The sequence below is a fragment of the Actinomyces ihuae genome, from assembly GCF_001457875.1.
GTDB classification, from domain to species: Bacteria; Actinomycetota; Actinomycetes; order Actinomycetales; family Actinomycetaceae; genus Pauljensenia; species Pauljensenia radingae_A.
In genome coordinates this window covers 991,401-1,011,219 of sequence record NZ_CZPX01000005.1, presented here as the reverse complement: position 1 = coordinate 1,011,219, position 19,819 = coordinate 991,401, and the positions used below count along the sequence as shown (strand labels likewise).

Here is a 19,819-nt window from a genome sequence, read left to right as displayed (position 1 = left end):
CATCATGATCTCAAGAGATCTTTTCGACAAGACTCCGGAAGAGCTCGCTGGGTATGTGCTGACTCCCGAAGAGGACGAGCTGTATTCGGACGAGGATTTGCGAAAGTACTTGCACAGCCTTGGAGCAGGTAAGTTTGCCGAGGCATTAATCCTGTATTTGCGCGGCATAGTTCCTTGGGACTATGTCGAAATGTACGAGTAGAGCCTTCCGGTTCTAGCTGCCCGGCCGCTTCATGGTGGCCGGGTTTTCTTATACCTAGATTCTTTTGATTGGTGCCGTATAGCCGTAATGGCTGTGGGGCTTTTGTTATGCCCGAAATGGGGGTTAATGCCCGAAATGTGTGTATGGGGTGGGCGTGTCGCGGGGTGTTTAGTGTCCGGCCCAGCCTTTTCTGATGTGTAGTGATCCGTCTTGGTAGTTGGTGTCGTAGTCGATGGCGGTGTCGTAGCGGGCTGGTGTGCCGGGGTTGTCGGCACGCGTGGTGAGGGGTTTGTGGGATGGTGGCTGGTAGTGGCTGGTGAGGTAGCGTACCGGTTGGTGGGGTGGATTGATTTGTTGTTGAGGGATCATTGGACCGCGGTTCGCATGTGGTCTTGTGACAGGTCTTTATGAGCGGCGAGCAGTTTTCTGATGCCGGCGTTGATCCCGCCTTCGAGACTGCTTGTGGTTCTTGCTATCCCAAGGGTGGCAACGCTGGGGTCAAGATGAGTGAACAGGGACTTGTTGGCCAGTAGCTTCGCTAGGCGCAGGTAGGCGCGTCGAAGCCGGTAGTGGGTGTACCACCAGTGTTGTCGTCCTGGTTGCCAGCTGGTGTTGTAGGTTCGTTGCCTGGTGAGGTGAGCGTGAATGTTCCACCATTGGTTGAGTTGGGTGGCTCATGTGGCGGCTTCGTCGAGAGTGTTGATGGCGGCGAGGTTGCCTCCGAGGCGCAGTAATGCCTTGCCGGCAGGGGTTTTCGGGTGCCCTGTCAGGTCGGTTTTCGTGTTGAGCCATACGTGGAACAGGCAGCGCTGAACCCCGGTGGCGGGCCAGCATTGCCGGATCGCTTTGAGTGCTCCTGGCCCGCCATCGGTGATGACCACGGTAGGGGCTGGGAACTTGGAAAGAAGCGCCTGCCATGCGGCTACGGATTCACGGTCGCACCATTGCCAGCCAATGACGTGTGACTCGTTTGTTGCGATCAGTAAACACCAGTGGTGGGATAGATAAATCCCGTCGATGATGATCTGATCATAAATCTCACCAGTGATCAACGGTTGCGGAGGATCGACCTGCTAGCACCAGGAGACCTTTCTGGCAAACGAGGTTGTCGGCATTGCCAGCTGTTTGACGCACACTCCTGCCACAAGCCATGACACGAAAAGTGATGCCTGGGCTCGCCTGGTGGTATCTGGGCGGTTGATAACCCTCGACGCCCCGCACGCTCGGCACCGCCACCTGGTTCTTCCAGCACTGGTTTTGCCGTTCTTGACAAGCTTGTGGCCGCATACACCACAACGCGGCCGATTTCTAGCAGCATGGACCATACATGCTTTCAAAGCATGTACACAGCGCTCAAACCCCTGACACACCGAACAAAAAGCAACACCACGTACACCCATTCCGGGCATTAACTCGCTTTCTGTCAGCGTGTGATCAGATAAGACGAGGCGCAAGGCAATCTCGTTTCGTCATATATAAGAGTCTGGAGTCTCTTCCTTTAGAAGATGCACGCAATATAACGAAAACAGCCTTATGGCAATCTGGAGCAGAGCTCGACAAACTTATAATTATCGTTGGAGACGGGGGTGAGTACCTTGAGTGGATCCGTTCCTGAAGCTATTTATCACTGTGTAGAGGCAGCTAATAAGGAGGACTTAGCGCATGTTCTAGATAAATACACATGGTACTCGGAGAAGTCCGCGTATCCAGGCTATGAGACTGAGATTTGGGTGGATTCTCGTCATGAGCCGCAAGAGATTCTCGCCGGCTTGCGTAGCCTCGGATTGACGGTTGTTACTGACGAGGTAGCCTCCGCTCCGTGGAACTATGATCCAAGTGAGGAAACTTGGGATCAGCATGTTGAACGCAGTCTAAAAGCGATAGGCCGCATTTAACCTTTCAGAATTTTGGGGTTATAGGACATTTTGTGTTGCTTTTTAGTCCCATGGGTTGTGGTAGGGCGTGGTGTGGTGGAGTTCGTTCCAGCAGATTGCGTCGCCCCATCGGGGGATGCTTGCAGTGATGGGGTGTTCTTGGCAGGCTGTGGCCCACGCGGTCTCGATGTGTTTGTCGGTGGGCATGACTTTCACGATCTTGGCTGCTGGTAAAGGGTGCTCAGAGTGCATGTAGCACCACCAGAACACTGCTTTGATCCGCCTGGTCAGGCGCATTCCCCGGTGGTCACGCAGTACCTGCCTTAAGGGAGCGTTGGTTGCTCCTTCGATCTGGTTGTTCATCGCTGGCATGGCATGGTCCCAGTGTGGGTCCACAAAAGTAAAAAGCACGCCTTTGCTGATCAGCCGGTTCATGCTGTTACGCGCGCGTACAAGCCGCTCATGGGTGTACACCCACCCATTGTCGCTCAATGTCTTTTCTGCAAGGAAATCCTTCCAGCGGGCGCACCACTGGTGGTAGTCCTGAACCCATTGGCGGGCTTGTTCAACAGTTGTCACGTGCAAGAGATCTTTACCCCGGGGCATACAACTGCTGGGATGCTTCCAGCTTCGGACGCATTGTCGTGGCTTTCTTGATCTGCCCGAACGCGTGGAACGTGCACCGCTGCACCCGCGTGTTGGGCCATGCGGCACGCCTGGCTTTATCAAAACTACTACCACCATCACTGACTACTAGAAGCGGTGGCGCGATCCGGCTCATCAACGCCTCCCACGAGCGTGAATTCTCGCTACGAGCCACATACCACCCCAGTACGTGCGTGCGGCTTTGAGCAATCACAATGACCACGTGACGGCTCAAATAAATCCCGTCAGCAAAGACCACATCATGAACCTGATCAACAACCGGAGCCAAAGGCCACACCTGCCACAATGATGCGCACCTGCGTCGAAACGATCGGCCAGCCCCCGGCATGTCCACTTGCCTGGCCCCCGACAACAACCACGATAAGAACTCGTCCAAATGCTTCGCGCACGCATCAATATGCCTGACCTGACTGACATTGCACGCTTTGCACCGCCACCTTTGGGCCCCCGAAGAGGAATGCCCATGACGAGTCATCACACGCCCGCACACCGGGCACGAAGGAATATTCATCCCCACACGATGCCCGACCCAACTTCAAAGCAGACTTTCCCGAGCTACAAAGCCGAAAAACCCCACTCACCGCAACACATTTTGTCCGACCTTCAAGTTGCCCCCAACCAACTTGAACCACGACCTTTCCCCACCACAACAACGAAAAGTCCCCACAAAAGCAACAGAAAATGTCCTATAACCCGTATTTCTCGGATCAGGAATTAATCGATCAGTTAGCTGTAAGTCGACGGGTAAAAGGGGCACCGCTATACGTGATAACTCACGACTCAAAGCTTCTTAGGGCGAGATAAGAAGTAGGAGCCGCGCACGCACCACATGGGGTCGCGCACGGGGCTCCTACAGGATTTAATTCTACTACGAAAAGAGGAGCCGCACACACACCTCCACAGGGTCGTGCACGCCGCTCCTACTTGTTTCTAGGATAGTCCGCCGGCTAGATAGACGCAATATAGCAATTCTAATAAGGGCTTGAAACTTGTTGCCACCCCCCTCAGGTTGGGTGGTTTTTTATGCCCCGCAACCCGCACTCCCATAGTGATGGGAGGAACATGTTCACGAGATTAGAAATGAACAGGCATCGGAACCTGGTATTTGCACTGCCGGACTCGCCGCAAGGCGGCAGCGACAAGAACGCAGCCGACACTAGCGGCGAAACCGGTCAGCCTTCTCAGCCAAGCGAAAGCAAGGAAGACGCGACCAAGGCGGAAGAGACGGCTGCCGGCTCTGACAGTGAAACCGCTCAAGCACCAGAAGCTGACGAGCCCGAAGACGACGCGAATGAGCCGCGCGAGCAGGCCACAGAAACCACTCCCGAACAGGCAGTCGACTACCAGGCCCTGCAGGACAAAAACAGTGCGCTCGCGGAGGAAGTCGAGCAGCTGAAAGCGCAGATCGCGCGGTTCGAGACCGAACACCAGTGCGCCGCGTGGCGCGCGGAAATCTCCAAAGAAACCGGCGTTCCCGCTGAGGCGTTACGCGGGGGAACGCGCGAGGAAATCGAAGCGCACGCCAAGGTGCTCGCTGAACTCCTCAAACCACGACCAGTTGTACGCGGCGCAGGCTCTCAGCCGGAGTCCCCGCGTCGAAGTGTGGAACTGGAAACCGCTAACCGCCTACTGGGTACTAACAATTAGAAAGGACTCCCATCATGGCACTGACAACAAGCAAGATCGCCCTCCCCAAGGAGGTTGTCGCTTCTATTGCGACAAAGACTAAGGACGATTCCGCCAGTAAAGATATTGACGGTGATGTGCCGACTATTGAGCAGGTTGCGCAGGCGTCGATGGCTCCGCACGTGGAGATGCTCAAGTCGATGGCAATGCTGTGCGCGGCGTCAATGCGGGTGCCTGTGGACTATATGGGTATCACGTTGGATAATCCGACGTCTGCGGAGTCTCAGGCTGCGGCTGAGCGCCGGTTGATTCGTATTGCTGACCGGCAGAATGTGGCGTTTGGGCGCGCGCTTGTTCACACGCTGATGATTGCTGTGCATGTGCGGGATGGGCGTTCCCCTGGCGAGCAGGCTCTTGAGAAGGTTACGGCGATTTGGGCTCCGACTCGTGAAGAATCGGGCGCGGCTCGTGCTGATTCGTTTGCGAAGGTTGCTGCTGTTATCCCGGGGTATGCGGATTCTGATGTCGGTTTGGAAAAGTTGGGATTGTCGCAGGAGGAGATACGCAGGTTGCGTATTGACCAGCAGCGTGTCAGGGCGCAAGAAACACTCAACCAGATACGCGCCTCGATGGGGCAGACCGCTCCAGAGGGAGAAGAAAGCAGTCTGACTCGCCCAGCCGGTTCACAAGATCCTGTCACGTTAAAAGGCTCTTCACGAACGAGGGTGTAGCGCGGGTCTAAACCCTCCGGCTTCGAGCAGCGACCGAGCGATGTAGTGGGTGAGGTTGCGGAAGCCGAGGGCGGAGCCGCGGAGGTGTTCGAGTCGCCCGTTGATGGCCTCGGTGGGGCCGTTGCTGGTGCCGGGGCGGTCGAAGAATGCGAGGATGTCGCCCGCCCGCTGCTTCATGGTCCGGCCGAGCTTGCGGACCTCGACGAGCGCCGCGGGAACGCCGCTGCTGATCGCAGCGATCACCTCCTGCATCATCGCCTTCGCTTTCTTCTTGTCGGGCTCCCGGTAGGCCGCGACGATGCGCTGGTAGATGCCCCAGGTCGCCTCGACCTCGACGTGCTCCTCGCTCGCGAACACTGCGTCCAGGCGTGCCCGCTGCCGGTCGGTGAGCAGGCTCGCCCCGGTGTGCAGGGTGCGGCGGGCTTTGTAGAGCGGGTCGCCCTTGAGCCCGCGGTGCCCGGTGGTGTCTTGCTGGACCCGACGCCGGCAGACATCCAGCGCGTCGCCGGCGAGGCGGACCACGTGGAACGGGTCCATGACGGGGACGGCGTCGGGGAGTTCCTCGGCGGCAGCGGTCTTGAACCCGGCGAAGCCGTCCATCGCGACCACCTCGATCCGCTTCGCCCAGTCCGCAGGGCGGGCGGCGAGCCACTGCTTGAACACCACCTTGGAGCGGCCCTCGACCATGTCCAGCAGCCTCGCCGGCCCGGTCTTGTTCCTCGCGGGCGTGAGGTCGATGATCACGGTGACGTACTTGTCGCCCAGCCTCGTGTGTCGCCAGACGTGCTCGTCGACACCGATCGTGGTGACCCCGTCGAACCGGGCGGGGTCGTCGATCAGGCGCCGCTTGCCTTCCGCGAGGACGGCGGCGTTCGCGGCACTCCAGGACACCCCGAGACCTGCGGCGACGCGGGTGACGGTGAGGTGGTCGATGACGATGCCCCGCAGCGCCCACTCCAGGCCGCCGCGGGAGATCTTCGCACGCGGCGCCGCTGCCCGCGTCATGTCCTGCCGCCACGTGCGCCGGCAGTGTCCGCACCGGTACCGGCGCACCCGCACCAGCAGGGTCGTCGGCCGGTGCCCGAACGGCTCGTGCGCCAGTCGACGCGTGACCGTGTCCCGCGGCACGCCCTCGACACCGCACTTCCGACACCACGGGTCGTCCTCGACGACGCGGCATTCGATCGTGGCCCGATCCGGCTCGATCAGCTGGCCGACGGCGACGAGGCCGAGCTCGTCGAGGCGGCAGAACGTGGTCAGGTCAGGGATCGCGAAAGTAGGGTGGAGCACGTCGAGGTCTTTCGGGATGGCGAGCGTGAAGAACTTCCATCATCCGGGAGACCTCGACCCCTACCCGGCCACCGACGCGCTCAACCGACTACACCCTCGTTCGTGAAGAGCCACTTAAGTCCTACCTGAATAAATATGGTTTTACATCGGGATAGTCCTTGGCTTGTAGGGAGTTTCACTAGTTGGCGAATCTGGGGCTAATGCCCATCTGTCGGACATAGGTAAGGGCTCTGGAATAACACCCAGAGCCCTTACCTTAAACGTTATTTTTCGTATTCACGACGAACGAAAAGTAACGTAATCCCAGCTAGACTGAAGATCGTAGCTAACGCCATAATTTCTGTTGACATGGCGCCAGTTCGCGCTAAGGCTCCCTTAACCGCGGCTTTCTTCTTGACGGGCTTGGAATCCGTTGACGAGGTTGCACTAGACACCTCGTTTGCCATCAACGAAATCTCATAAGGATGCACAATATGGAACCGATCTTGGAACTCAGCAGCATCGGTGTAACCCCCGTTTAATGCGAAGGTATTGTATGCCAGTTGCGGATTTTCCAGATTCCACTTTTTAGTATCAGGAAGAACTAAGCCATGCAGTTTAATAACTACTTTTTGCCTAACTTCAATTTGTTCTAGGGGAACAGTAATTTTCCCATCTTGAATCGTTCCCGGTACTTCTTTATCTCCCGCTAGCACAGATACCGCCTTTGCAGTAACGCCTTTAGGTAGAGTCGCAGAAAACTCTCCATTTGCAGTCGCCGCAAAGCCGTTATTTACAATCTCCAAGGAGAAATCGAAAGGCTTATTTACAAACTGCTTCGAGGCATCATTGCTAGCCGCGCTGGACATAGTGAGATGCGATCCGGTGGTGACAGTTGCACCAGTAAAGCCGGTAAGAGCAACCGCACTCTTCTCTGCAAGAGCAGTATGATCCTTAGTTTCATCTGCCTGGCGGAAGCTGGTGAAAATTCGGGTTACCCCTTCCGGGACTTTCCAAACGAAACCTTGAGTTCCAACTTCTGGCCTATTGGTATCACCTTCGTAAAGCATTACCGGGCGATCTGTGTTCCAGTCTGGGAAATCAGACATCTGCTTTCCAGTAGCGTCATAAATTCGCAACTGCAGCTGGTCAGTACCACCCTCTTTTCCATTGGACACCCAAGACGGAGTAATAACTATTTCACTTCCAGGGGTGACATCAACTGCCTGTTTAACCCCGGAATTAAACCGAGGATAAACTATACGATCAAAAGAAAATATAAGGTGCGTACCATTCTTCAAATCTGCACGAGCCAACATCGTATGTATGCCGATTTTCCCTGCGCTGTAATCTTCAAAGACTTGCTTTGTGCTCTTATCAGCCTCAGGACTATCACATTTTTCCCAAAACGTCTGAGTTTCAAATGGTTGCTTGATTGCCTTGCAGTGCTCACCGGTGGCAATTGATAGCTTAGCTCCTTCAAAATAGCCTGGGTTGGCCTCAATCCAGGGAGCCCATGCCCGCTCAGCAATCGAGTTTGTTTTCTCGTCTTTCTTAATTTCTGGTTCTGGAGTTTCACGGTATTTTCCGAACCAAAATATATTTTGCTTATTTTCCGGATTAATAATTCCCGATTCACCGGTGCCCTCAGTAAAGGCTTTCCCCTCCTTGGAAATACTGATCGCACCCATATTTAAATCCCAGCCAAACTCTTCAGCATTTGAAATAAGAGGCTCATCTACACCTGGAAACTTTTGCATATCTACAACACTGTATGGGGTAGCAGTGTTTGGCAGTTTAACAGCCTCATCAAAAGTATTAGTATCGGGTACTCCTTTACGGCTACCATCCCAATTCACGTTATCAGGAAGAACCGAGAGGTCTGAATTAACATAATTTTTGGTTTCGTGCAGATTGTTAACTGCCGGATCTTCGCCGCTTTCTACAGTATTAACTACGGTCGACTGCGCGCCCTCAGCAGCAGAAGCGGGGAAAGTAGCACTCAAGGCTAAAAATAAACTTAGGCTGCCGGCAAGAAACAATCTATGCCGAGGTCTATCAAGAATCACAATTTTCCCCTTTCTGGATTGAATCCGGATTCTACACACACAAGAACCCAGATCTCCGTCGATTATACCTGACTTATCTGCAAATTTACAAGACACAAAAAAATCAAGCTAACACTAAAATTTGGATATCTAACACGAAAGTGGCTCTTCACGAACGAGGGTGTAGTCGGTTGAGCGCGTCGGTGGCCGGGTAGGGGTCGAGGTCTCCCGGATGATGGAAGTTCTTCACGCTCGCCATCCCGAAAGACCTCGACGTGCTCCACCCTACTTTCGCGATCCCTGACCTGACCACGTTCTGCCGCCTCGACGAGCTCGGCCTCGTCGCCGTCGGCCAGCTGATCGAGCCGGATCGGGCCACGATCGAATGCCGCGTCGTCGAGGACGACCCGTGGTGTCGGAAGTGCGGTGTCGAGGGCGTGCCGCGGGACACGGTCACGCGTCGACTGGCGCACGAGCCGTTCGGGCACCGGCCGACGACCCTGCTGGTGCGGGTGCGCCGGTACCGGTGCGGACACTGCCGGCGCACGTGGCGGCAGGACATGACGCGGGCAGCGGCGCCGCGTGCGAAGATCTCCCGCGGCGGCCTGGAGTGGGCGCTGCGGGGCATCGTCATCGACCACCTCACCGTCACCCGCGTCGCCGCAGGTCTCGGGGTGTCCTGGAGTGCCGCGAACGCCGCCGTCCTCGCGGAAGGCAAGCGGCGCCTGATCGACGACCCCGCCCGGTTCGACGGGGTCACCACGATCGGTGTCGACGAGCACGTCTGGCGACACACGAGGCTGGGCGACAAGTACGTCACCGTGATCATCGACCTCACGCCCGCGAGGAACAAGACCGGGCCGGCGAGGCTGCTGGACATGGTCGAGGGCCGCTCCAAGGTGGTGTTCAAGCAGTGGCTCGCCGCCCGCCCTGCGGACTGGGCGAAGCGGATCGAGGTGGTCGCGATGGACGGCTTCGCCGGGTTCAAGACCGCTGCCGCCGAGGAACTCCCCGACGCCGTCCCCGTCATGGACCCGTTCCACGTGGTCCGCCTCGCCGGCGACGCGCTGGATGTCTGCCGGCGTCGGGTCCAGCAAGACACCACCGGGCACCGCGGGCTCAAGGGCGACCCGCTCTACAAAGCCCGCCGCACCCTGCACACCGGGGCGAGCCTGCTCACCGACCGGCAGCGGGCACGCCTGGACGCAGTGTTCGCGAGCGAGGAGCACGTCGAGGTCGAGGCGACCTGGGGCATCTACCAGCGCATCGTCGCGGCCTACCGGGAGCCCGACAAGAAGAAAGCGAAGGCGATGATGCAGGAGGTGATCGCTGCGATCAGCAGCGGCGTTCCCGCGGCGCTCGTCGAGGTCCGCAAGCTCGGCCGGACCATGAAGCAGCGGGCGGGCGACATCCTCGCATTCTTCGACCGCCCCGGCACCAGCAACGGCCCCACCGAGGCCATCAACGGGCGACTCGAACACCTCCGCGGCTCCGCCCTCGGCTTCCGCAACCTCACCCACTACATCGCTCGGTCGCTGCTCGAAGCCGGAGGGTTTAGACCCGCGCTACACCCTCGTTCGTGAAGAGCCCGTTAAAAGCAAAGTTCGACGCTCTAGGGGTCGCGATCCGTGCAGGAGTCTCCCCAGAATCGGCGGCAACAAGCTTGGGTCTGGATGGCGTCGAGTTTACAGGGGCGGTTCCGGTGAGTTTGCGTATGCCTGAATCGGAAGCAACGGATTTGGAAGAAAAATAGATAGAGCAGGGAGGTCCAGTTGGAGATTCCCAGTAATTTACAGCAGGAACTCGACCGGCTCTGGGCAAACTACCAGCAGGACCTCGACGCGATCACAGAGTACGCGTGCGGCCTCGTCGAGGAGGTTGCCGGCAACGCTGATGACACGCTAGAAGTGATCAAGGACTACACATCCGTAGCGTCACAGGCAGCTAATGAGTATTACGACGCTGTGCGAACCGTGTGGGAAAAAGCAGGCGTTGACCTGCCTGCATTCGAGCACGACAATCTGATCGACCTGAGGCGGGCTCTGCGGCAGGTTCAAGGCGGCTTCTCAAACACCGACTTTAATGGCCTGACCTACAAGCAGGTTATTAGTGGCGAGGTGCACTCGGGGATGACGATTTGGGATCTGCTTCCCGACATTACGAATGTAGATACTGCGCAGCAGCTTGTAGCCGACATGATTCATTCAGCTGCGCGCCTGACGACTCAGCGGAACATGCGCCTGGATCCGACCAGCCCGAGATGGGCGAGGGTACCGAGGGGCGAGACGTGCGAGTTCTGCCTGATGCTCGCGTCGAGAGGGTTCGCGTATACCAGTGAGAAAACGGCTGGACGGGAAATGCAGTATCACTCGGATTGTGATTGCAGGATCGTTCCATCGTGGGGAAAACAGACTTTAGCCGGATATGATCCTGACGGCTTGTATGCGCGGTATAAAGCGTGCGCGGACACTGTTGCGCCTATGACGACGCGCGAACGGTACGACGCGTATAAGAAGACGCTGGCCGCCAGGGGCGGTGAGGAGCTTCGTGACTATGAGTCGTGGAAATGCAGTATCGAGCTTGCTGAGATGCGTTGGCGTGATCGGCACTGGCTCAACACCGGTGAGCTACCAGAAATCACGTTCGCGTCACCGGGGGTCGAGCAGGAGATTCTTAAAGAACGTCCGCATGAGCTACGAACAGCCCAACGATTAAGGCTATGTGGCGTTCAGTGTCACTTCATCGAGGACGAACTGCATATTCGACGTGGAAATGAAACAGTAACTGTTGGATTATCTGATCTTGCTGGCGGTATCGAGCTAAAAACCTTACTTAAAGCGGGTTCCGCGAACACGATTGAATCCCACTTGCGTTCACTGAGAACGAAGAGCGATTGCCGGCGTGTCATATTTGATAACCACGAAAATGACCAAATGGACGATGCTTCTCTCATCGACATACTCACGCGGTCAAAACGATTTGGCAGAGGAAGCGTTTATGTCCTTACCGGGACAGAAAGGCTCATGAAAGTACGATAGGCGTTCAACATGTCACCCTACAGTGTCACACTGAACGCCTAACACCTCGATTATATCACTTGATCGCTCGACTACGCCACCCCCCCCTTCAGGCTGGGTGGTTTTTTATGCCCCGCAACCCGCACTCCCATAGTGATTGGAGGAACATGTTCACGAGATTAGAAATGAACAGGCATCGGAACCTGGTATTTGCACTGCCGGACTCGTTGCAAAGCGTAAGGGTGTAGCCAGTTTTTGGGCGAATGCAGTTACGCGGGGTACATGTCCACTTACAAGTCGAGTCCTTTTGGCAACGTGGTTCTAGGATGCCGCGCGAATGCTTGTCGGAGAAGCGCAGGGGCGGTGGCTTTGCCCATCTCAGCGAGCATGTCGATCGCAGTTCCAAGATTGTCGGCGTCGGGGACGAGCGAATACATGTCGGCTAGTGCGTCTTCGAGTGTCATAACGGGCATCCCGTCAATGCGCTCGATGTTCAGGTGTGCGATGTTACGTTGACAGTAGTAGATATGGCGGGCGCGGGTACGGTGCCGGTGGGTTGTGACAAGGCAAGTTTTAGGGTAGGCGTAGTAGGTGAGTCCGTGGAGTTCGAGGGCGCTTTGGGCTGCGACGACGGCTTCGTTTGGGTAGAGCGTGTTTTCGCGCTTCCATGCTTCGACTGCGGGTATAGCTGCGAGCCATGCGGCGTAGGTGTCCTCATACACGATGGGTGGTGTGCCGGCGAATTTATAGACGCCTGATGCAATTCTCTCCAGTCTGCCCAACCTGACTCCGCGAGCGAGTCGGTTGCCAGTGGCGCCTAGGCACGTGGCTTGCACGGCTGTGAACATGCCGTTTTGGTAAGCGGCGAGTTCGGCCAGCTTGGTGCGCATCTCACGCATGGACATGCCGCAATATTACCTATTACGGCATTTTTGCGCCGTATTTCATGATGCTCGGGGTGCCTTGGCGCCCCCTGCAACACGCGCCATGACAGTTGACCGCATGGCACCTTTCGCAACATTTGGTGCTCACGATATGGAAGAGCTTTATCAAAAGATTGGCGAGATTCACGATCACAAAGGGTATATCGCGGCTTCGTTGAAGCCCGGCGGCGTGCAAGTCGGGAGTAAGCCACGGTTCCTGATTCGGCTACTTCTCCCGAAAGGAACCAACGCCGCCGCTATCAGCAAGTTCTCCGTTATTCTCAGCGAGGAAGAGATCCTGATCATACGCGGTGGTAAACCGAAATTGAATAGGATTGTGGATGAGGGCGACAAGAAGGTTGTTCTTGTAAAGTATCTTGGAGGTGAGCAGTAATGATAAGAAAATACGCGTCTCCTTTGCAGGATCCTTGCACATTCCAATGGAATAACCCGCGTCAAATGACGGATGCTGAAATCAAAGCTGAAGAGGAAGAAATGGGTATTTGTATTCCTCGGCCGGGCCCTGAGAAGGACTGGGTAGGGAATAGGGTTTCTGAATGCCTAGATCGTGGTCTGCCTTTCGATACTTCAGATTTGACCAGGGAGTATCGTCGTTTGAAATCTGAAGGTAAGCTCTAAGCGCCTCTTGTTTTAATTTTTGCCCCGCATCGGTGTTGGTGCGGGGTTTTGTTATGCCCACCCTTGTGGCGCTCCGTAAACAGCCCGGAGACCATTGGCTGGACCAACAAGGCTGACGAGCCATAAACGGGAAGAAAGGAACAGACCATGTCTGATTCAACCGCGCCCAGCGAGGGCAACACCGATGTTTCGGAAGAAAACACAGGCGGATTCAAACCGGTCACCATTCAAGAAGACCTCGACCGGATCATCGAAAACCGCCTGGTGAGAGAACGCAAAAAATTGGCTGGTTAACTTAGACTCAGATATTTGTGGCGCGACCGAATGCCTGTCGTTACAACAGAACTTGCAGCGAACCCAGAGCGTGGAACGTGGCCTTCAAAGATCGCATTTCGTCATACATACAAAAGCCATCGCGGTGATGAGCGTGCCAACGTCGCTGAATCTTGGGGAGAGTTCTCGCTCCGTGCGCGGTATCAGTGTTTGCCGAAGGTTGCTACCTTATTGGTTTGTCATCTCGAAGAGTTGTTTCCCGTATGTCGCGTGATACGGGAGCTGTTGGATGTTCGATGCCGCATGCGACCTGCCCAACGCAAGGAGGCAGGTCAAAGTCGATTAACTCTCGTGAGTTTCAGTTGAGGAGGTCGAGCAATTTACGTCCGCTTGACTCCATCGAGGTTCACCACCGGATGATTGATTGCCTCTGAGGCAAAAGTCCGTGGGAGTCTGTCCCAATGTGCGAGTAACAATCTCTTGCGGATCTAGTTTCAGCTCGTGAAAACAAGTGGGGAGAAGCGCGGCAGGTGGTCGAAGCATGGTCCTCCGATCGAGTGTGCCGTCAACGGGTCAAGGTCGATGAGGGGCTTTTGAGTCAACGGGTCAAGGTAAGAGCGCTGAATGCACGTCTCGTGTAGAAGGAAGACCCCGACTTTTTGGCACCATCATGCGGTTCTCACATGATGAGACTCTTAGCGAGGTCTCTCTTACCTCGACCGGTTGATCGCCAGCCCTCCGGCTACTTTGACCGGTTGATCTCTACCTTGACCGGTTGATCGCAAACCATCAGGCTACCTTGAGTGGCTGATCGGGAGCCCTCCGGCTGTCTCGACCAGCGGCTCCAACCTCGACTGCAAGCTTCAGCCTGTGACTACTGTGTGTCTAAAAAAGCCTTCAAGGTGGCCCGAAACCGGGCGTAATTTGCAGTCACACGCGTAGGCACGAGCTACAGCGAAACCCTGTCATGCCAACGAAAAACCCCGCCGTTCCAACGAAACAGCGGGGCATTTGCGGAGACGGCGGGATTTGAACCCGCGAGGGGCGTGAACCCCTACCTCCTTAGCAGGGAGGCGCACTCGACCGGACTATGCGACGTCTCCAAGTACCGCTTGAGTCTACCGGGCTTGCGCCCGTGCCACAAATACGCAGACTCACGATCCGGGCAAACTTCCCGGCGCGGCGGCACGTAGCTGGAAAAAATCCCGAAAACAGTGATCACCGAGGTGAAGCGCCATTTTCGGGAAATCCCGCGGAGGGCAAGGGATTCGAACCCCTGGTGCCATTGCTGACACAACGGTTTTCAAGACCGTCACCTTCGGCCGCTCGGTCAGCCCTCCCAGCCCGCCTAGTGTACCTGTTCGGGCGCGCAGATGAAAATCTGAAACAGCAGTGAAACACGTAACGATGTCAACACCACGGCACCACTAACGCGCTGGTCCCCTCGTCAATGATGATGACGAACGAGGGTGACCCACCCGCATCACGCGCCGCGCGCGAAAGTCGAACTGGCCTACCAGCGATGCTTGAAAATGTTCCACGAACGCCGATCCGTAGGTGCTTCCTCCGGATGATCCAGAAGACCGCGCGAAATTGCCGAGGCAAACGGCGGCCACAGCGGCACGCGTGACATCAACAATGTCTGGATTGCGTGGTACACATCCAGGCGTGAGGCGATCGGCTCGGAAGCCGGTTCGTTGTTCTCATCCAGCGCGCGAATCCACCTGCCAGGAGACAAGATCAGGTAGTCGTTGATGAAGTCGAGCCAGGAACGGTGACAGTGCTCGTAGCTCTCCACCTCAGCAGGGTTGACACCGTCATCGAGCATTGCGCGGCGAATCGCCAGCGCAGCGCACACACCTTCGCACACGACCCACTGCAGGTGGTGCGTATCCACAGGCTCGCCATCTGCGGACACGGTCAGTGCGAAACCGGGCTTTCCGTTGCGCCGCCATCCATCAACGCGGGCGCGGTGGAAAAGCTCCTGTGCCATTTCGAACAGGTAATCCGGCTGCTGGCGACCCATCGAGCGCAGTGCGGCGCGAATATGGACAGCCAGGCGCGCCCACTGCATCGAGTGGCCGATGACGTAGCCGGTGTACACGCGCCGACCGTCGTCAAAACCGGAGGGGACATGATCCAGCGGTTTCCATTGCGCGTCGTAGTATTCGGGCAGGCGCCAGTTGTGAGACGACGCCTGCTCGTTGACGAACTGCGCGATCACTTCGGCGCGTTCAATCCACAGTGGATCGGTTGTGGCCTCAGCCGCTGAAAGGTAAGCCTCGGCGGTGTGCAGCAGGCAATCCATCGCATGCAGACGGTCGGTCGGCTTATGGTCAGCGGTCAGCGAATCGTGCACCAACCCGTTCTTGTCCAGCCAGAACCGCTCCTGATCGTGCAGCGCAGCGTTGAGAAGTTCAAGCGCGCCGGGCCTGTTGGCGACTGTGGCCGCGGAAGCCGCCAGAATCAGGAACGCGTGGTGGAACTGCGACTTCATATCGGCGTAGGGGCCTTCCCACGGGACCGCGTTGCCCTCAGCATCCAGGTCGTGTGTGAGGCCGGTGAACCAGCCGCCCTGAGCCTCATCCACAAAATGTGTCGACAGGCAGTGGATCCCGTGGTCTGCGAAGCGACGGCAACCGGGGATTCCCATCAGGACACCCAACGAGTACACGTAGGTCATGCGCGAGGTGACCGCGAGCTCCACTGGTCGGGTCGTGTCAGCGTCCCCCTCCGTGGTCAGGTGAGCAAACCCGGTGGATGCCATCGTGCATTTCGCCTCTTCCAGGAGGGCGCGCATTTGTGCCGATAGCCAGTTATTGTGTTCAACTGAACCAATCCAACCCATTGTCTTCGTTAACCTCCAATGGCACTGATGAGCCTCTATCGCGTCATTGCCTTTTCGTCGTAGAGTGGTTGTTATCAGTACTCAGCCTACCGTCTCAGTGGAGTTCAGATGCCTACTGTCATCAATACGTTCAACGCGTCGTCACCTTTGGCCAACACCGGCGCAACTGTACTGCCGTACGTTCTGATTGGCCTCCTGCTGGTTGTCCTCGCCATCGCCGCGTTGCTGTGGGCACGCCATTCGCGTCGCCAGCAGGCTGAGCAGGCTGCCGCAGCCAAGCCGGTCGTTCCGCCGGCACACACTGACGAGGCAGGCTCCACCGCCGCTGATGCAACCGATGCTGCAGGCGGAGCAGTTGCTGCTGATGAGAACCTTGATTCAGGTGAATCCTCCCTGGAAACGCCTATTAATCCCACTGATGGAGATGATCCGGCAACCAAGTAGGCACGTGCCGAAAGCTGAAATAGGGCGACAGGTGGCACCGATCAGTGACACACTGGAGTCATGCATGAAAGAGCTGGCACAGTTGCCCTACCAGAAGACCTGATCGACGTTCAAGAACTTCTTTCCGCGTATTACGACATTGAGCCGGATGTCAGCAATCCGGACCAACGCGTCGTGTTCGGAACTTCCGGGCACCGTGGATCCTCACTCGATGGCGCATTCAATGAGGCGCACATCGTCGCGATCACCGCGGCCATCGTGGAGTATCGCGAAAGCCAGGGATATAACGGCCCGCTGTTCATTGCGCGCGATACTCACGCGCTGTCCGAGCCTGCATGGAAAACCGCCGTTGAGGTGCTTGCCGCTGCAGGCGTGCAGATCAAGGTTGACGAGCGTCATTCCTACACGCCGACCCCCGCGTTGTCCCTGGCCGTGCTCAATGCGAACGGTGCGCCCGAAAATCTACGCACCAGTGGTGACGGACTGGCTGACGGCATCGTCATCACCCCATCCCACAATCCGCCGCGCGACGGTGGCTTCAAGTACAACCCGCCTCACGGTGGCCCGGCTGACACGGATGCCACCTCGTGGATCGCGCAGCGAGCCAACGAGCTCCTTGAAAAAGGATGGCGCTCCATCCCGCGCGTCCTCGACACTGACCTGTACAGCCACGAATGTGTGGGCACATTCGACTTCCTGGCGAACTACGTGCGCCAGCTCGACACGATCATCGACATGGATGCAATCCGCGAAGCGAAGATCCGCATCGGAGCAGACCCGCTGGGTGGCGCCTCGGTGGACTACTGGGCGGCAATCGCTGAACAGTACGATCTGGACCTGACGGTGGTCAACCCGAAAGTCGACCCGGCCTGGTCGTTCATGACGCTGGACTGGGACGGCAAGATCCGCATGGACTGTTCATCTCCCTACGCGATGGCTTCCCTGCGTGATCAGATGACGCCCGATGCCAACGGGCACACCCCCTACGACATCGCCACCGGCAATGATGCAGATTCAGACCGTCACGGCATTGTGACCGCTGACGGCCTGATGAACCCGAACCACTACCTGGCGGTCGCCATCGAATACCTGCTGACGCACCGCCCCGGATGGTCAGAGTCCACAGCGATCGGTAAGACCCTGGTGTCCTCCTCCCTTATTGACCGTGTTGTCCAATCACTGGATCGCACGCTGATCGAGGTACCCGTGGGCTTCAAGTATTTCGTGCCCGGACTGTTGGACGGGTCAGTGGGCTTCGGCGGTGAGGAATCGGCCGGAGCTTCGTTCCTGCGTAAAGACGGCACCGTGTGGACCACCGACAAGGACGGCATCATCCTGGCGTTGCTCGCCTCGGAAATCATGGCGGTGACAGGCAAGTCGCCCTCGCACATTCACGTTGAGCAGGTGGAACGCTTCGGCGCCTCGTCGTACGCGCGTGTCGATGCGCCCGCGAACCGGGAGCAGAAAGACAAGCTGAAGAACCTGGCTGCTGACGATGTGAGCGCAACGGAGCTGGCGGGCGACCCGATTACCGCGAAACTGGTGCGCGCACCGGGCAACGATGCGGCAATCGGCGGCCTGAAGGTGACCACTGACTACGCGTGGTTTGCTGCCCGCCCGTCAGGAACCGAGGATGTGTACAAGATTTACGCCGAATCGTTCAAGGGCGATGACCACCTTGCGAAGGTTCAGGACGCTGCGCGTGACGTGGTGAGCGAAGCACTCACGTAAGGCTTGATGCGGCGCTGCTGCACGCTGCCGGAAGATTGGAATGAAGGTGAGGCGGGCCCGGCCTGCAAACTTGCCGGCAGAGCAGTGATTCTATACCCGTCTGGGTGACGAATCTGGCCAAAAATGGTGGTGCTGACCCGCCTGCAGACGGTTAGGATAGTGAATCGTGCTCTCGAATTACGCTGATTTGCTGCGCATCCGAGGGGCATGGAAATTCTCACTGGCTGGTATGGTGCTGCGCGCACCCATGTCATTGATGGGAATCTCAACGATTCTGCTGGTCAAAGGCATGTACGGCAACTACACGCTTGCGGGCGCGGTCAGTGCAATCTCCGTCGTCTCCTTGTCGATCTGCGCCCCGATACTTGCCCGCCTGGTCGATCAACGCGGCCAGGCTGTGATTATGGTGCCGTCCCTGGTGGTGTCGGCACTTGCGACCATCGGACTGTTTGGTGCCGCCGTCCTGCACGCCCCTTCGTGGGTGTTGTTCATCTTCGCCGGGCTGTCCGGCGCAACGTGGGGTTCACCCGGTGCACTGGTACGTGCCCGCTGGGCAAAAGTGGTGCGCACGCCGAAACAGCTCACCACCGCGTACGCATTTGAAGCTGCAGTTGACGAGGTTGTCTTTGTCATCGGACCGATCGTTGCCACGCTGCTGGGAACAGCGCTCCATCCGGGGACGGGTCTGATTTTGTCGGTGTTCTTCATCATCGTCGGCTCAATCGGGTTCTTTCCGCAGCGCGCCAGCGAGCCGACCCCGACTCCGAAAATCAAGGGCGTGCGCCAGCCGACCGTCCTTCTCAACCCTGTCATCATCATCCTGGTGCTCACCTTCATCGGTGCGGGCGTCATGTTCGGTGCGAACGATGTGGCAGTGGTGGCCTTCACCGAAGAGCACGCTCACCCTGAGCTTGCCGGTGTGCTGCTCGGCTTCTTCGCAATGGGGTCGTTCACGGCTGCACTGTTCTACGGTGCACGTCACTGGACCACTGCGCTGTGGAAACTCTTTGCCATCGGAATCTTGGCACTCGCCATCGGTGTGTCAACATTCCTGCTGGCGCACTCCCTGCTTGCCCTTGGCGTGGCAATGCTCGTGACGGGACTGGCAATCGCGCCGACCATGACGAACGTCAATGCGATTGTGTCGAAAGTCGTAGCCTCCTCACAGCTCACTGAGGGATTGACGTGGATGTCCACGGCAATGAATATCGGTGTGTCGGTGGGGGCGACGCTGGGTGGCCGCGTGATCGATGCGTCCGGCGCTCACGGCGGCTTCCTCGTTACCGTGTCCTTTGGGTGGGTGATGGTCGCGGTCATGCTGATCGGACTGCCCAGGTTGCGTCGCGACGTGCTGCGCGCTGAAGCCGAACCACTGATCGCAGACTCGTCAAAAGACGAAGGCGCAGACTCAGACACGGCCTCGAGCTCACCCGAGGAGCCAGCCTCCCAAGAACCAGCGTCCAACGGGCAGACGCCTGACGATCACACTTCCAACGATTCTCACAGTGAGGGTGACCCACATTAAAGT

17 protein-coding genes, 2 tRNA genes and 1 pseudogene are annotated in these 19,819 nt (G+C 57.4%); 10 read left to right on the top strand and 10 right to left on the bottom strand.

The window, feature by feature from the left end:
- The first annotated feature begins 4 nt into the window (after window positions 1-4).
- Window positions 5-202, top strand: a complete 198-nt coding sequence (locus tag BN3002_RS09065) for a hypothetical protein (RefSeq protein ID WP_058237559.1) — start codon at window positions 5-7, stop codon at window positions 200-202.
- Window positions 203-370: 168 nt separating this feature from the next.
- Here BN3002_RS09065 and BN3002_RS11180 read toward each other — a convergent pair whose 3' ends face one another.
- The 4 genes and pseudogenes from BN3002_RS11180 to BN3002_RS09055 form a co-directional block, all read right to left on the bottom strand.
- On the bottom strand, window positions 371-571 hold the full coding sequence (locus BN3002_RS11180) for a hypothetical protein (RefSeq protein ID WP_154955726.1): 201 nt from the start codon (window positions 569-571) through the stop codon (window positions 371-373).
- A gap of 305 nt (window positions 572-876) precedes the next feature.
- Window positions 877-1,254, bottom strand: a complete 378-nt coding sequence (locus BN3002_RS09060; RefSeq protein ID WP_058237241.1) for an IS256 family transposase — start codon at window positions 1,252-1,254, stop codon at window positions 877-879.
- 21 nt (window positions 1,255-1,275) lie between these two features.
- A complete protein-coding gene (locus BN3002_RS11560) occupies window positions 1,276-1,527 on the bottom strand; it encodes an IS1/IS1595 family N-terminal zinc-binding domain-containing protein (RefSeq protein WP_443592060.1) in 252 nt (83 codons plus the stop codon).
- A gap of 612 nt (window positions 1,528-2,139) precedes the next feature.
- A pseudogene (locus tag BN3002_RS09055) lies at window positions 2,140-3,253 on the bottom strand (IS1249 family transposase).
- A gap of 569 nt (window positions 3,254-3,822) precedes the next feature.
- Between BN3002_RS09055 and BN3002_RS09050 the strand changes: the two are divergent.
- Both BN3002_RS09050 and BN3002_RS09045 read left to right on the top strand, forming a co-directional pair.
- Window positions 3,823-4,389, top strand: a complete 567-nt coding sequence (locus BN3002_RS09050; protein WP_058237558.1) for a hypothetical protein — start codon at window positions 3,823-3,825, stop codon at window positions 4,387-4,389.
- A gap of 14 nt (window positions 4,390-4,403) precedes the next feature.
- Window positions 4,404-5,099: a hypothetical protein gene (locus BN3002_RS09045; protein ID WP_058237557.1), complete on the top strand. Its 696-nt coding sequence runs from the start codon at window positions 4,404-4,406 to the stop codon at window positions 5,097-5,099.
- Here BN3002_RS09045 and BN3002_RS09040 read toward each other — a convergent pair.
- Together BN3002_RS09040 and BN3002_RS09035 are read right to left on the bottom strand one after the other, a co-directional pair.
- On the bottom strand, window positions 5,082-6,389 hold the full coding sequence (locus BN3002_RS09040; protein ID WP_058237555.1) for an ISL3 family transposase: 1,308 nt from the start codon (window positions 6,387-6,389) through the stop codon (window positions 5,082-5,084). The genes BN3002_RS09045 and BN3002_RS09040 overlap by 18 nt on opposite strands.
- A 263-nt stretch (window positions 6,390-6,652) precedes the next feature.
- Window positions 6,653-8,437 carry a hypothetical protein gene (locus tag BN3002_RS09035; RefSeq protein ID WP_103632992.1) on the bottom strand — a complete coding sequence of 595 codons (1,785 nt, stop codon included), beginning with the start codon at window positions 8,435-8,437 and terminating at the stop codon, window positions 6,653-6,655.
- Window positions 8,438-8,691: 254 nt separating this feature from the next.
- On the opposite strand from BN3002_RS09035, the gene BN3002_RS09030 reads away from it, so the two are divergent.
- Together BN3002_RS09030 and BN3002_RS09025 are read left to right on the top strand one after the other, a co-directional pair.
- A complete protein-coding gene (locus BN3002_RS09030) occupies window positions 8,692-9,999 on the top strand; it encodes an ISL3 family transposase (protein WP_058237555.1) in 1,308 nt (435 codons plus the stop codon).
- A gap of 189 nt (window positions 10,000-10,188) precedes the next feature.
- Window positions 10,189-11,454 (top strand): VG15 protein, encoded by a 1,266-nt coding sequence (locus BN3002_RS09025; protein WP_058237554.1) that lies wholly within the window; start codon window positions 10,189-10,191, stop codon window positions 11,452-11,454.
- 269 nt (window positions 11,455-11,723) lie between these two features.
- Here the strand turns inward: BN3002_RS09025 and BN3002_RS09020 are convergent, their stop codons facing one another.
- Window positions 11,724-12,338, bottom strand: a complete 615-nt coding sequence (locus BN3002_RS09020) for a type IV toxin-antitoxin system AbiEi family antitoxin domain-containing protein (RefSeq protein ID WP_058237553.1) — start codon at window positions 12,336-12,338, stop codon at window positions 11,724-11,726.
- An 82-nt stretch (window positions 12,339-12,420) separates the two neighbouring features.
- Between BN3002_RS09020 and BN3002_RS09015 the strand changes: the two genes are divergently transcribed.
- Together BN3002_RS09015 and BN3002_RS11170 are read left to right on the top strand one after the other, a co-directional pair.
- On the top strand, window positions 12,421-12,750 hold the full coding sequence (locus BN3002_RS09015; RefSeq protein WP_257525595.1) for an ADP-ribosyltransferase: 330 nt from the start codon (window positions 12,421-12,423) through the stop codon (window positions 12,748-12,750).
- Window positions 12,751-13,142: 392 nt separating this feature from the next.
- Window positions 13,143-13,289 carry a hypothetical protein gene (locus tag BN3002_RS11170; protein WP_157843526.1) on the top strand — a complete coding sequence of 49 codons (147 nt, stop codon included), beginning with the start codon at window positions 13,143-13,145 and terminating at the stop codon, window positions 13,287-13,289.
- 993 nt (window positions 13,290-14,282) lie between these two features.
- On the opposite strand, the gene BN3002_RS09010 is transcribed toward BN3002_RS11170, so the two are convergent.
- From BN3002_RS09010 to BN3002_RS09000, 3 genes are all read right to left on the bottom strand, one after another.
- Window positions 14,283-14,371: transfer RNA gene (locus tag BN3002_RS09010), tRNA-Ser, on the bottom strand.
- Between the two features lie 150 nt (window positions 14,372-14,521).
- Window positions 14,522-14,608, bottom strand: a tRNA-Ser gene (locus BN3002_RS09005).
- A gap of 173 nt (window positions 14,609-14,781) precedes the next feature.
- Window positions 14,782-16,116, bottom strand: coding sequence for an AGE family epimerase/isomerase (locus BN3002_RS09000; protein WP_058237551.1), 1,335 nt, complete (start codon window positions 16,114-16,116; stop codon window positions 14,782-14,784).
- A gap of 108 nt (window positions 16,117-16,224) precedes the next feature.
- Here BN3002_RS09000 and BN3002_RS08995 point away from each other — a divergent pair, with 108 nt between their 5' ends.
- The 3 genes from BN3002_RS08995 (at window position 16,225) to BN3002_RS08985 (ending at window position 19,816) form a co-directional block, all read left to right on the top strand.
- Window positions 16,225-16,560: a hypothetical protein gene (locus BN3002_RS08995; protein WP_058237550.1), complete on the top strand. Its 336-nt coding sequence runs from the start codon at window positions 16,225-16,227 to the stop codon at window positions 16,558-16,560.
- A 60-nt stretch (window positions 16,561-16,620) separates the two neighbouring features.
- Window positions 16,621-18,291, top strand: coding sequence for a phosphoglucomutase (alpha-D-glucose-1,6-bisphosphate-dependent) (gene pgm / locus BN3002_RS08990; protein WP_058237549.1), 1,671 nt, complete (start codon window positions 16,621-16,623; stop codon window positions 18,289-18,291).
- Window positions 18,292-18,457: 166 nt separating this feature from the next.
- Window positions 18,458-19,816, top strand: coding sequence for an MFS transporter (locus BN3002_RS08985; RefSeq protein ID WP_117394379.1), 1,359 nt, complete (start codon window positions 18,458-18,460; stop codon window positions 19,814-19,816).
- Window positions 19,817-19,819: the final 3 nt, after the last annotated feature.